Source organism: Anaerosoma tenue (genome assembly GCF_023161965.1).
GTDB classification, from domain to species: domain Bacteria; phylum Actinomycetota; class Coriobacteriia; order Anaerosomatales; family Anaerosomataceae; genus Anaerosoma; species Anaerosoma tenue.
On the sequence record NZ_JALNTY010000002.1, the window covers coordinates 422,692 to 434,747 of the forward strand.

Below are 12,056 nucleotides of genomic sequence, written 5' to 3' on the forward strand. Positions count from 1 at the left end.
GCCCCCCGACCGAGGAGCCCCGCATGTTCGATCCGCACACGATCGGCCGGTTCACCGTCGTCACCGGGCATTACGGCTCCGGCAAGACCAACCTGGCCATCAACCTCGCGCTCGATCTGGCGCAGGCCCACGACGAGGTCCTGCTCGTGGACCTCGACATCGTGAACCCGTACTTCCGCTCGTCGGATTACACGGAGATGCTCCGCGAGCACGGTGTGCGCGTGATATCGCCCACGTTCGCCGGCACCACGCTCGACACGCCGTCGCTCCCGGCGGCGGTGTCCGGCGCGTTCGACACGAGCGGCGCCGTGATCTTCGATGTGGGCGGCGACGATGTGGGGGCCACCGCGCTCGGCCGGTACTCGAAGGACATCAAAGCGATTGACCACGAGATGCTCTACGTCATCAACCGCTATCGCAACCTCACCGGCGGGCCCGGGGAGGCGGCGGCGCTTCTCAGGGAGATCGAGGCGGCGTGCCACCTGAAGGCCACCGGCGTGGTGAACAACTCGCACCTCAAGGCCGAGACCACCGCGGCCACCGTGCTCGACTCGCTCCCGTTCGCAAGCGAGACGGCATCCCTCCTCGGTCTGCCGCTGTTGTTCACGACCGTCCCGCACCGCCTTCTGGAGGATCTTCCCGGCACGCCGGGTGCTGCGGGAATCGTTGAAAACGCGTATCCTGTCGAGATTCACGTCCGCACGCCCTGGGAGGACGCCTCGTAGGGTGTCGGGCATGTCAGCGCACCGGGAGCACCGCCTCCCGTCCGTATAAGGAGGTCATCCGCTGATGGCTCGGATCATCGTGGACGGACGCTACTGCAAGGGCTGCGGCCTGTGCGTGGAGGTCTGTCCGAGCAACTGCATCGTGCTCGACCCCGACACGATCAACGACAAGGGGTACCACCCCGCGATGCTCACCGACGAGTCGCTGTGCACGGGCTGCGCGTCCTGCGCGCTCATCTGCCCCGACGTGGCGATCACGGTCGAAAGGTAGGTGTGAGGTGTCCGAGAAGGTCCTGATGAAAGGCAACGAGGCGCTGGCCGAGGCGGCCATCCGTGCAGGATGCCGCTTCTTCTTCGGTTACCCGATCACGCCCCAGACCGAGCTTGCCGCGTACATGGCCAAGCGCATGCCCAAGGAGAACGGCGTCTACCTGCAGGCCGAGAGCGAGATAGCGGCGATCAACATGGTGTACGGCGCGTCTGCGGCCGGCAAGCGGGCGATGACGTCATCGAGCTCTCCCGGCATCTCCCTCAAGGCCGAGGGCATCAGCTACATGGCCGGCGCCGACCTGCCGGGCGTGATCATCAACGTGCAGCGCGGAGGACCCGGCCTCGGCGGCATCCAGCCGAGCCAGTCGGACTACTTCCAGGCCACGCGCGCCACCGGTCACGGCGATTTCCACCTCATCGTGCTGGCGCCGTCCACCGTGCAGGAGATGACCGACCACGCGTACATCGCGTTCGACCTGGCCGACGAGTACCGCGTGCCGGTGATGGTTCTCGCCGACGGCATGCTCGGCCAGATGATGGAGCCCGTGGTGCTCCCTGAACCCAAGACCGACGAGTCCGACAAGCCGTGGGCGGTCACCGGACACAAGGGCGAGCGCCCGCACAACATCGCCAACTCGCTCTATCTCGCGCCAGAGCGTCTCGAGGAGACCAACGTGGAGCGCTACGAGCGCTACGAGCGGATCAAGGCAACGGAGCAGCGCGCCGAGGAGTACCTGCTTGAGGACGCTGAGATCGTGCTGGTGGCCTTCGGCGCGAGTTCGCGTATCGCCCGTAGCGCGATCAACAAAGCCCGCGAGAAAGGCATCAAGGCGGGCCTCATCAGGCCGATCACGCTGTGGCCGTTCCCGGTGGACGCCATCGAGGCCGCCGTCCCGGGAGCGAAGGCATTCCTCACCGTGGAGATGAACATGGGTCAGATGGTGGACGACGTGCGCCTTGCCGTGAGCGGTCGCCGTCCGGTGGAGTTCTTCGGCCGCACCGGCGGGATCATCCCCACGCCTGCGGAGACGCTCGCCGCTATCGAGCGGGTCGCCGTGTCGCTGGAAGGAGGCGCCCGATGAGCAAGCTCGTGTTCCAGCGCCCGCACGCGCTCACCGACATACCGTTCTCGTACTGCCCGGGCTGCACGCACGGAATCGTGCACCGGCTCGTGGCCGAGACGCTCGACGAGCTCGGTATCGAAGGCACCACGGTGGGTGTCGCGCCCGTGGGCTGCTCGGTCCTCGCGTACGAGTTCTTCGGTTGCGACATGGTGCAGGCGGCGCACGGCCGCGCACCCGCGGTGGCCACCGGGCTCAAGCGCGCCATGCCCGAGAACGTGGTCTTCGCCTATCAGGGTGACGGCGACCTCGCGTCCATCGGCACCGCGGAGACGGTGCATGCCGCCACCCGCGGCGAGAAGATCACCGTGATCTTCATCAACAACGCCATCTACGGCATGACCGGCGGGCAGCTGGCTCCCACCTCGCTGCCGCAGCAGGTGACGCAGACCAGCCCGTACGGGCGCGACGTGAACGAGGCGGGCTTCCCGATCCGCATGGTGGAGATGCTCTCCACGCTCGACGGTGTGGCGCTTGCGCAGCGCGTGACCGTCGACAGCCCCAAGAACGTGCGCGTGGCGAAGAAGGCCATCAAGAAGGCGTTCGAATATCAGGTGGAGGGTGTGGGCTACACGATCATCGAGGTCGTTTCCACCTGCCCCACCAACTGGGGTCTTTCACCGGCAGACGCGCTCCAGTGGCTGCGCGACAACATGCTGCCGTACTACCCGCTCGGCGTGTACAGGGACGTGAAGGCCGAGGGGTACGCCAACGTGGCGGAGGCCGCCGCGGCGCGTGCGGAACGGCTCGCGTCGGGGGGTGACGCCTGATGGCCGCACCGGTGAACATGCTGCTCGCAGGCTTCGGCGGCCAGGGCATCCTCTTCGCGGGCAAGCTCATCGCATACGCTGGCCTCATCGAGGGCCGCGAGCTCTCGTGGTTGCCGAGCTACGGTCCGGAGATGCGTGGCGGTACCGCGAACTGCAGCGTCTGCCTCTCCGACGAGCCGATCGGCTCGCCGCTCGTGCTCGAGCCCGACGTGCTCGTGGCGATGAACCAGCCCTCGCTCGACAAGTTCGTCGACTCCGTGGTGCCAGGCGGCAAGGTGATCGTGGACTCCACCATGTGCCAGCGCCTGCCGGACCGGGACGACATCGACGTCTTTCCCGTTCCCGCCACCCAGCTTGCCGAGGAGAACGGTCTCAAGGGGCTCGCCAGCGTGATCCTCGTGGGCAAGCTCCTGCGGGAGATCGGCTTCTGCGACCCGCGGACGCTCGATGCAGCGATCGCCAAGAGCGTTCCTGCGAGGAAGGCTCACCTGCTGCCCAAGAACCGCAAGGCGTTCGAGATCGGCATGCTCAACGAGGATGGGGAGTCCGTGCCGGTCTGCTCGCTGCCGGACGACTGGTCGGTGGAGTAGGGGAGGCGGCACATGACCACGGAGTTCAAGGACATCGGCCTGCGCATCAAAGGCCTGCGCGAGTCGTGCGACATCCCACGCGAGGAGATGGCCGCCGACCTCGGCATCGACCTTGAGACGTATATCGCCTATGAGGAGACCGGCGCGGATGTGCCGATCTCGGCCATCTTCCACATGGCTAGCAAGTTCGGCGTGGACCTCACCGAGATCCTCACCGGTATCCCGGCGCGGCTCGACACCTATCAGGTGGTGAAAGCCGGCACCGGGCGCACGGTGGACCGCTACCCCGGTTACAACTACCAGGACCTCGCGTGGGGGTTCGGCCACAAGATCATGCAGCCGCTGCTCGTGACGCTCGACCCTTCCGATGAGCCGGCCGAGCTCGTGACCCATCGCGGTCAGGAGTTCAACCTGGTGCTCAAGGGGAAGGTCATCGTCACCTTCGAGGATCGTGACCTGGTCCTCGAGGAGGGCGACAGCATCTACTTCAACCCGAACCACCCTCATGGCCAGAAGTGCGGCGGCGATGAGCCTGCTCAGTTCGTGACCGTCATCGTCGAGTAGGACCGTTCATGGACCACGTGATCTCCCGGCACTGCCCCCGTCTCGAGTTCGACTCCTACGAGGACTTCCTCGCGGACTTCCGCATCGAGCCCACCGGAGACTTCAACTTCGGCTACGACGTGGTGGACGAGTGGGCGCGCGTGGAGCCGCAGAAGCGTGCGCTGGTGTGGTGCGACGACGATGGCGCCGAGCGCACGTTCACATTCTCGGACGTCTCACGGCTCTCGAACCGTATGGCCAACGCGTTCGCGGACCTCGGCATCGCGAAGGGCGACGTGGTCATGCTCATCCTGCGCCGGCGGTGGGAATACTGGATCACCGCTGTGGCGCTCCACAAGATCGGCGCGATCCTCATCCCCGGCTCGGTGCAACTCACCACCAAGGACATCGTGTACCGCGCTGAGAGCGCCGGCGTGAAGATGATGGTCTGCGTGGACGACGCGTACGTGCTGTCGCAGGTGGACGGCGCGCGCGCCGATGCGCCCACGATCGAGGCGTGTGTCGTGGCGGGTCCCGCTCGCGAAGGCTGGCTGTCGTTCGACGAACTGCTGGAGGCGCACGCCGACGAGTGGGAGCGCCCCACCGGCGACGCGTATCCCGGCGGGCGCGACACCATGCTCGTGTACTTCACCTCGGGCACCACGGGTCTCGCCAAGATGGTCATGCACGATTTCCTGCACCCGCTCGGCCACATCATCACCGCACGCTACTGGCAGCAGGTGCGCGAGAACGAGTTACACTTCACCGTCTCGGATTCAGGATGGGCCAAGTTCGGCTGGGGCAAGATCTACGGTCAGTGGATCTGTGGCGCCACCATCCTCGGCTACGACATGAAGAAGTTCGTGCCCGCCACGCTCATGCGGAAGGTGCAGGACTATCGCGTCCACACGTTCTGTGTGCCGCCCACGATGTACCGGTTCATGCTGCAGGAGGACGTCTCGGCGTACGACTTCTCGAGCGTGGAGACCTTCGCCACCGCGGGCGAGCCGCTCAACCCTGAGGTCACCAAGCAGTGGGAAGCGTTCACCGGGAAGAAGATCCGTGAGGGCTTCGGGCAGACCGAGGGCCCCGTGCTGGTGGCCACGTTCCCCTGGCTGGAGCCGCGCCCAGGATCCATGGGCAAGCCGTCGCCGCTTCTCAATATGAAGCTCATCACCGAGGACGGCGTGGAGGCCGAGGACGGCGAGGAGGGCATCATCTGCGTGACGGGCCTCAAGGAGGCCTATCCGCCGGGGCTCTTCGTGGGCTACTACAACGATCCCGTGATGACCGAGGCCGCTGTGGGCGGCGAGTACTACGAGACAAAGGACGTGGCCTGGCGCGACTCAGACGGCTACTACTACTTCGTGGGCCGGAACGACGACGTGATCAAGTGCTCCGGCTACCGCATCGGCCCCTTCGAGGTGGAAAGCGCGCTCATCGAGCATCCTGCCGTGGTGGAGTGTGCCGTCACCGCGGCGCCCGATCCCATACGTGGCCTTGTGGTGAAGGCGACGATCGTGCTCGCCAGGGGCTGGACGGGTTCTCCCGAGCTTGCCAAGGAGCTTCAGGACCACGTGAAGAAGACCACGGCGCCGTACAAGTACCCGCGCATCGTGGAGTTCACCGACGAGCTTCCCAAGACGCTCGGCGGGAAGATCAAGCGTAAGCAGATCCGGACCGCAGACGGCGTGGGCGACTGACGTAGCGTGATGCGGTCAGCGTCTGGAGAACCGCGATCTGGAGCGTTCCCGTGCGGGATGGGGGACGGACTCTGCGGTTGTCTCCGCCCCGCGACCGGTGCCTGAGGCCCTGACCGCCACGCCGCCTTCGTCGATGAGCGCTACGAGAGCATCGAGCGGCGCAGGGTCGAACTGGCTCCCGCGGCCCGCGATGAGACTGGCTCGGGCCTCCTCCAGCGAGAGGCCGTCTCGGTAGGGCCGGTCGCTCGTCATCGCGTCGAACGCGTCGGCGACGGCGAGCACCCGTGCTTCGGCCGGGATCCTGCTCCCCGCGAGGCCGTCCGGGTATCCTGCTCCGTCCCAGCGCTCGTGATGATGGCGCACCACCGGCACCACGTCGCTCAGGAACTCCACAGACTCGATGATCGCGGCGCCCGTGACCGGATGCCGCTTGATCTCCTCGTACTCCCCGGCATCAAGACCGGCGGGCTTGAGCAGCACAGCGTCGGATGTGGCGATCTTGCCGATGTCGTGGAGGAGTCCGGCCCGTTCGAGGCAGGGAACGCGGTCATGCATCCCAAGGCGGGCGCCGATCGCCGCTGCATAATCGGCCACGTGCAACGAGTGGAGCGCCGTGTAGTGATCTCGCGCGTTCACGGCGGTGCTGAGCGACTGGAGGATGCTCACGCGGTACTCGCTGAGCGTCTGTAACGACTCCTCCAGGCGGCGGTCGAGGCGCTCCACCGAGCGTCTGGCCCGCTCGGCACGCTCCGCCTCGCTGCGGGCATACAGGGCGTGCATGGCGTAGAGCACGAGCGGCAGGAAGACCACCTGCGCGTAGTCCTCCGAGAGATCCATGCCTTCCGGCTGAGCCGCCGCCACGTGCCCGATACTGACGACCGTCATGATGCCCATGGCCGTGAGCACCAGTATGGACAGGTATCGCAGCTCGGTCCTGGAGGTCCGCACCAGCGCCACACTCGCGGCCAGGAAGGCCGCTCCGAACCCGATCACCGCAACGATGTCGAACGCACGGACCATCAGCGACCGTCTCCTGGTCGCGACGACCAGGCGCGTATCACGATCACGCACAGCGCGGCGAAACAGAGGCCGCCGATCGCGAAGAGGAGGTGCTCAAGGGCGTTCAGGATCGTCGGCGCGACGAATCCCTCGGCAACGGTCGCCACATACGCTCCGAACATAGCGCCGAGGGCGCAGGCGAGGAGGGGTTTGCCCGGGAGCTCGATGCCCCGGTACGTCCATACGACGACCGGGATGAGCGCGATGCTGAGCACCAGTATGATGAGCTCGCTCTGCTGTACCACCCGGGCTCACCTCGGCGGACATACCCTCGTGGGCGATGCTTGCTGGTCATGGCGAGTATAGCGGAGCCACGCCGCCGGTACGATGCTTGCTCGACACGTGGTGGCGATCGTCGGGACCCGCGTACAATGGGTGCGCCTGTGCGTCATGTCCGTCCGCATGAAGGGCCGAGCCTGTGCGTGTCATCAGGGCCATAGCGATCGGTGCCGTCGTCGTGCTGGCGACCGCTGCGCTCACGGTCGCCGGTCTCACGTGGTTGCCCGGACTCGTGGTTGCGGATGCGGATACGATATCGGCTGCGGAGGCGTGGCCTTCCGCGACTGCCGAGCGCCCGGTCCCCCGGCCGGTGCCCCCGGTGGAGCGCATCACCATCGCGGCGGTGGGAGACCTGATGGCGCACATGCCCCAGGTCACGTCCGCGAGCGTCCCCGGAGGCTACGATTTCACCCCGTGCTTCGCCTTCGTGGAGCCTGAGATCGCCTCGGCCGACCTGGCGATCGGGAACTTCGAGACCACGCTCGCCGGCGCGGACAGGGGGTTCAGCGGGTATCCCACGTTCAACACCCCCGACGAGTTCGCGCAGGCTGCGGCTGGCGCCGGCTTCGACGTGCTCACCACCGCGAACAACCACGTGCTCGATCGGGGTCCGTCGGGTGTGGAGCGGACACTGGATGTCCTGGACGGGCTTGGCGTCCGACACACGGGCAGCGCGCGCACCGCCGACGAGGCCGGACGGATCCTGGTGGAGGACGTACGCGGCGTCAGGGTCGCGGTCCTGGCGTACACGTACGGCATGAACGGGTTCACCGCGCCTGCCGACAGACCGTGGATGGTCAACGTCATCGACGAAGCCGCGATGGCCGATGCCGTCATGGAGGCGCGGCCGGTCGCGGACATCGTGGTGGTGAGCATCCACAACGGCGTGGAGTACCGCCGCCAGCCGTCGGAGCGGCAGCAGCGGCTTGAAGAAGCGATGATCGAGGCGGGAGCCGATGTCGTGCTCGGCAGCCACCCGCACGTGATCCAGCCGATGGAGACGGTGGAGGTCACGGATGAGGACGGCGCGCAGCGCACGGGGTTCATCATCCACTCCCTGGGCAACTTCGTGTCCAACCAGCGAGAACGCTACCGGAACACCGGCCTCGTGCTGCGTCTCGGGTTCGAGAAGGATCTCGAGGAGGGCGTGACCAGCTTGTCGTTCGTGGAGTACGTGCCTGTGTGGGTGGACGACACGGACGATTCGGGCAGGGAGCACCGCGTGCTGCCGATACGTGCCGCGCTCGATGATGCGGACTACCCGGGCGTCACGTCCGACGACCGCGCGAAGATGCAGCAGGCGTGGGACGACACAACGAGCCACCTCGGGGGCACACCCGATACGTCCGGGCCGGCCGGACGGGTGCTCTTCTACGGCGAGCCGGACGTGCAGCGGCCCTAACGATCGCCCCCGCGGTCAGGCTCCGGGCCGAACCGCTCGCCGCGATCGAGGTCGTCTATGGCAGCCATCTCCGCCGTGTCCAGCTGGAAGTCGAACACGTCGGCGTTCTCGGCGATGCGCTCGGGGTGGACCGACTTGGGGATGGTCACCACGTCATGCTGGAGCAGCCACCTGATCGCCACCTGTGCGGGGCTCTTCCCATGACGCTCGCCGATCGCCACGAGCTCGGGCACCTCGCCGACGCGACCCTTCATGATCGGCGCCCACGCTTGCACCACGATCCCGCGCTCCTGGCAGTAGCGTCGCACTGACGGCTGCTGGAGCCATGGGTGGAACTCGTATTGGTTGACCATCGGCGCCGTCTCCGCACTCGCGATGAGCGACTCCAGATGGTGCTCGAGGTGGTTGCACACGCCGATGGCGCGCACGAGCCCCTCCGAGTAGAGCTTCTCCATGGCCCGCCAGGTCTCGGGCGTCTCCTCGCGGGGCCAGTGGACGAGGTAGAGGTCCAGGTAGTCGGTGCCGAGGCGGTCCAGGCTGCGCTCGAACGCCTCGATCGTGGATGCGTACCCCTGCTCGTCGTTCCACACCTTGCTCGCGAGAAAGACCCCGGCGCGGGGTATCGAGCTCTCGGCGATGGCCTTGCCGATCCCCGCTTCGTTGCCGTAGAGCGACGCGGTGTCGATGCCGCGATAGCCCAGCTCGAGGGCGGCCAGCACTGATCGCTCCACGTCCCCGCCCTCGGCAGACCTGTACGTCCCCAGCCCGAGACGGGGCATCTTCACGCCGTTGGCGAGTTGCACGGTGTCCGTTATCCCAGTCAGCATATCGCCACCTCCTCCCACCATCATACCGTCCCTGTCGGACGACCGGAGACCGCACGGGCTGAGGTGGGAATACAGCGAGTGGGGCATGGTCGTGCATCGGAGGTGGGAGAGATGTTCGTCGATCGCAGAGACGCGGGCCGCCGCCTCGCGGCGGTCCTGGAGGGACGGATCGGCCACGACGCGCTCGTGCTGGGCATACCGCGGGGAGGAGTGATCGTTGCCGATGAGGTGGCCCGGGCGCTCGGACTCGAACTCGACTGCGAGGTGGTGCGCAAGATGGGTGCGCCGGGCGATCCCGAGTACGCCATCGCGGCGGTGGATGCCGACGGCGCTGTGGTGGGTAACGCCACCGCCTGGGCGGACGAAGCGTACGTCCATCGCGCCGCCGAGGCCGCCCGCGTCGAGATAGCCCGGCGGCTTGCGACGTACCGCAAGGACCGGCCGCTTCCACTGATCGTCGGCCGGCACGTCGTGCTCGTGGACGATGGTGTCGCTACGGGACTGACGGTGGCAGCAGCTGTGCAGTCGCTCAAGCGACGGCAGGCGTCACGGGTGACGGTGGCAGCCCCCGTGGCCTCTCCTGCAGCCGAGGAGCTGTTGCAGGGGATGGCGGACGAGGTGGTGGTCGTCTGGGTCGATCCGAGGTTCCGTGCGGTAGGGCAGTATTATGAGCGGTTCGACCAGACGTCGGACGACGAGGTGATCGACACCCTCGAGTCGGCGTGGTCTCGCGGCTGAGCGGGTCCCCGGCCCTTAGGGCGTCTCGGGATCCTCTTCGCCGCCGTCGCCGTCAGGCAGCTTGCCCACCTCGATCTCAACTTGGTCGCCACGGGACGCCGACGAACCGGGGATCGGGAACTGGTTGATCACGATCCCGTCGTCCGGGCTGCTCACGTAGACCACCTTGGGCGTGAGGCCGGCATCGGTGAGCGCCTTCTTGGCGTCCGCCTCGTTCATGGTCCGGACGTCGGGCACGATGATGACCTCGGGACCCTTGGAGACCTCGAGCGTCACCGTGCTCCCTGCCTTGAGCACGACGTTCGCGTCGGGGCTTTGTGAGATCACGCTGCCCTTGGCCACGGTGTCGCTGAACGACTCGGTGGTCTTCACGTTAAGCCCGATGCCTTCAAGCTCGGCGGTGGCGTTGGCGACCGTCTTGCCGGTCACATCCGGCACCTCCACCTGCTCGACACCGGCCGAGACATACAGGACCACGCTGGTGCCCTTGGGCACGGTCGCACCGGCAGCCGGCTCGGTCCGTATCACGAGACCCTTCTCGATCTCGGCGTTGTTCTCGTCGCGCGTCCTATCGTACTCGAGATCGTCTGACGCCTTCAGCATGTCTATGGCGGTCTGCTCGGACATCTCGGTGAGATCGGGCACGGCGACCTCGGCAACCCCGAGCGACACCACGATGTTGACGGCGGTCCCGGGCTCGACTTGCTCGCCGGCCGGCGGATCCTGGCTGATGATCATGCCTATCGCGACCGTGTCGCTGTTCTCGGTACCCACCACCCCAAGCGTGAGGCCTGCGGTCTCGAGCTCCGCGGCCGCCTGCTCCTCCGTGAGTCCGGAGAGCGTGGGAACGACCACGCCGCCGCCATCGAAGGCGCCCAGCGCGAACGCCACGCCAAGGCCGGCGGCGATGAGGACGGCTACGAGCGCGACCCACGCCCAGGGGCTCATGCGTCGCTCGGGCACCGGCTGCATGCGCGGCGAGCCGGTGGGGCGAGAGCTCGCCGAGTTCTCCACCGGCGGCAGCACGCTCGTCTGGTCCGCCGCCGCAGCCCCGCCGTAGATGCCGCCCACGGCCGACTGACCGCCGGCGACACGCCGCAGGTCGTCACGCATCTCGCTGGCCGACGCATAGCGATCGGCGGGGTTCTTGCGCAGCGATCGCAGGATGACCGCCTCGAGCGCCGGAGGGACCGCCGCACGCACCTGACGCGGCGGCACCGGCTCGTCGTTCACCTGCTTGAGCGCGGTCGCCACCGGGGTGTCGCCGTCGAAGGGCAGGGTGCCGGTCGCGAGCTCGTAGAGCGTCACGCCGAGCGAGTAGAGGTCCGAGGCGGGCGTGAGCGGCTTCCCCTGCGCCTGCTCCGGGCTGATGTACTGGGCCGTGCCGAGCACGGAGCCCGTCTGTGTCATGGTGGTGTTGCCGGCGCGGGCGATGCCGAAGTCCATCACCTTGATCGTGCCGTCGGGCGTGAGGACGATGTTGTGCGGCTTGATGTCGCGGTGGATGATGTCGTATCCATGCGCCACCGTGAGCGCACCGCACACCTGGGCGCCATACTCGGCCACCTTGTGCGGGTCGAGCGGACCCTGCCTGCTCACCAGCGATTTGAGATCGGTGCCCTTCACGTACTCCATGACGATGTAGTACGTGTCACCGTCGCGGCCCCAGTCGTACATGTTCACGATGTTGGGGTGTGACAGGTTGGCGGCGGCCTGCGCCTCCTGGCGGAAACGGGCCACGAAGTTGGGGTCTGACGCATACCGGGCATGCAGCACCTTGACCGCGACGGTGCGGCCGAGGACCTCGTCGACGGCCTTGAACACGTCGGCCATGCCGCCCGACCCGATCTTCTCCGTCACCTTGTATCTGCGTCCGAATATGAGATCTTCCACCAGTGACTCCACACCCTCCAGGCCCCGAGGCCGCTATCGGCGATCCATGACATTCTACTTCATCAGGCCGTTGCGCTCATCGTGTCCCGACAAGCGCCCTACGCGCGTCCTCCGGCCGCCGTCTCCGTGGCCGCCA

General features: G+C 67.0%; 13 protein-coding genes. 9 read left to right on the forward strand and 4 right to left on the reverse strand.

Annotated features, from left to right (window positions below):
- The first annotated feature begins 23 nt into the window (after positions 1–23).
- The 7 genes from MSB02_RS07015 to MSB02_RS07045 all read left to right on the forward strand — a co-directional run bounded on the left by MSB02_RS07015 (position 24) and on the right by MSB02_RS07045 (position 5,722).
- Positions 24–725 carry a nucleotide-binding protein gene (locus MSB02_RS07015; RefSeq protein ID WP_267194518.1) on the forward strand — a complete coding sequence of 234 codons (702 nt, stop codon included), beginning with the start codon at positions 24–26 and terminating at the stop codon, positions 723–725.
- Between the two features lie 64 nt (positions 726–789).
- Positions 790–996, forward strand: coding sequence for a 4Fe-4S dicluster domain-containing protein (locus MSB02_RS07020; protein ID WP_267194519.1), 207 nt, complete (start codon positions 790–792; stop codon positions 994–996).
- Between the two features lie 7 nt (positions 997–1,003).
- Positions 1,004–2,077, forward strand: coding sequence for a 3-methyl-2-oxobutanoate dehydrogenase subunit VorB (locus MSB02_RS07025; protein WP_267194520.1), 1,074 nt, complete (start codon positions 1,004–1,006; stop codon positions 2,075–2,077).
- Positions 2,074–2,886: a thiamine pyrophosphate-dependent enzyme gene (locus MSB02_RS07030; protein WP_267194521.1), complete on the forward strand. Its 813-nt coding sequence runs from the start codon at positions 2,074–2,076 to the stop codon at positions 2,884–2,886. The genes MSB02_RS07025 and MSB02_RS07030 overlap by 4 nt, the downstream gene beginning before the upstream one ends.
- Positions 2,886–3,476: a 2-oxoacid:acceptor oxidoreductase family protein gene (locus tag MSB02_RS07035; RefSeq protein WP_267194522.1), complete on the forward strand. Its 591-nt coding sequence runs from the start codon at positions 2,886–2,888 to the stop codon at positions 3,474–3,476. The genes MSB02_RS07030 and MSB02_RS07035 overlap by 1 nt, the downstream gene beginning before the upstream one ends.
- 12 nt (positions 3,477–3,488) lie before the next feature.
- Complete coding sequence (locus tag MSB02_RS07040) at positions 3,489–4,040, forward strand: helix-turn-helix domain-containing protein (protein WP_267194523.1); 552 nt, start codon at positions 3,489–3,491, stop codon at positions 4,038–4,040.
- Positions 4,041–4,048: 8 nt separating this feature from the next.
- A complete protein-coding gene (locus MSB02_RS07045) occupies positions 4,049–5,722 on the forward strand; it encodes an AMP-binding protein (RefSeq protein ID WP_267194524.1) in 1,674 nt (557 codons plus the stop codon).
- Between the two features lie 15 nt (positions 5,723–5,737).
- Here the strand turns inward: MSB02_RS07045 and MSB02_RS07050 are convergent, their stop codons facing one another.
- Both MSB02_RS07050 and MSB02_RS07055 read right to left on the reverse strand, forming a co-directional pair.
- On the reverse strand, positions 5,738–6,742 hold the full coding sequence (locus tag MSB02_RS07050) for an HD-GYP domain-containing protein (protein ID WP_267194525.1): 1,005 nt from the start codon (positions 6,740–6,742) through the stop codon (positions 5,738–5,740).
- On the reverse strand, positions 6,742–7,026 hold the full coding sequence (locus MSB02_RS07055; RefSeq protein ID WP_267194526.1) for a hypothetical protein: 285 nt from the start codon (positions 7,024–7,026) through the stop codon (positions 6,742–6,744). Before MSB02_RS07055 ends, MSB02_RS07050 begins: the two co-directional genes overlap by 1 nt.
- 173 nt (positions 7,027–7,199) lie before the next feature.
- On the opposite strand from MSB02_RS07055, the gene MSB02_RS07060 reads away from it, so the two are divergent.
- On the forward strand, positions 7,200–8,462 hold the full coding sequence (locus MSB02_RS07060; protein WP_267194527.1) for a CapA family protein: 1,263 nt from the start codon (positions 7,200–7,202) through the stop codon (positions 8,460–8,462).
- Here the strand turns inward: MSB02_RS07060 and MSB02_RS07065 are convergent.
- On the reverse strand, positions 8,459–9,289 hold the full coding sequence (locus MSB02_RS07065) for an aldo/keto reductase (protein WP_267194528.1): 831 nt from the start codon (positions 9,287–9,289) through the stop codon (positions 8,459–8,461). The genes MSB02_RS07060 and MSB02_RS07065 overlap by 4 nt on opposite strands.
- A gap of 111 nt (positions 9,290–9,400) precedes the next feature.
- Between MSB02_RS07065 and MSB02_RS07070 the strand changes: the two genes are divergently transcribed.
- Entirely contained in the window at positions 9,401–10,027 is a 627-nt protein-coding gene (locus tag MSB02_RS07070) for a phosphoribosyltransferase (protein ID WP_267194529.1), read from the forward strand.
- A gap of 15 nt (positions 10,028–10,042) precedes the next feature.
- Here MSB02_RS07070 and pknB read toward each other — a convergent pair whose 3' ends face one another.
- Positions 10,043–11,920 carry a Stk1 family PASTA domain-containing Ser/Thr kinase gene (pknB, locus tag MSB02_RS07075; protein WP_267194530.1) on the reverse strand — a complete coding sequence of 626 codons (1,878 nt, stop codon included), beginning with the start codon at positions 11,918–11,920 and terminating at the stop codon, positions 10,043–10,045.
- Positions 11,921–12,056 lie beyond the last annotated feature (136 nt).

Coding starts and splice junctions, on each gene's coding strand:
- MSB02_RS07035 (WP_267194522.1), top strand. CDS start 2,886: ATGGCCGCACCGGTGAACATGCTGCTCGCAGGCTTCGGCGGCCAGGGC.
- MSB02_RS07045 (WP_267194524.1), top strand. CDS start 4,049: ATGGACCACGTGATCTCCCGGCACTGCCCCCGTCTCGAGTTCGACTCC.
- MSB02_RS07020 (WP_267194519.1), top strand. CDS start 790: ATGGCTCGGATCATCGTGGACGGACGCTACTGCAAGGGCTGCGGCCTG.
- MSB02_RS07015 (WP_267194518.1), top strand. CDS start 24: ATGTTCGATCCGCACACGATCGGCCGGTTCACCGTCGTCACCGGGCAT.
- MSB02_RS07070 (WP_267194529.1), top strand. CDS start 9,401: ATGTTCGTCGATCGCAGAGACGCGGGCCGCCGCCTCGCGGCGGTCCTG.
- MSB02_RS07050 (WP_267194525.1), bottom strand. CDS start 6,742: ATGGTCCGTGCGTTCGACATCGTTGCGGTGATCGGGTTCGGAGCGGCC.
- MSB02_RS07030 (WP_267194521.1), top strand. CDS start 2,074: ATGAGCAAGCTCGTGTTCCAGCGCCCGCACGCGCTCACCGACATACCG.
- MSB02_RS07065 (WP_267194528.1), bottom strand. CDS start 9,289: ATGCTGACTGGGATAACGGACACCGTGCAACTCGCCAACGGCGTGAAG.
- MSB02_RS07040 (WP_267194523.1), top strand. CDS start 3,489: ATGACCACGGAGTTCAAGGACATCGGCCTGCGCATCAAAGGCCTGCGC.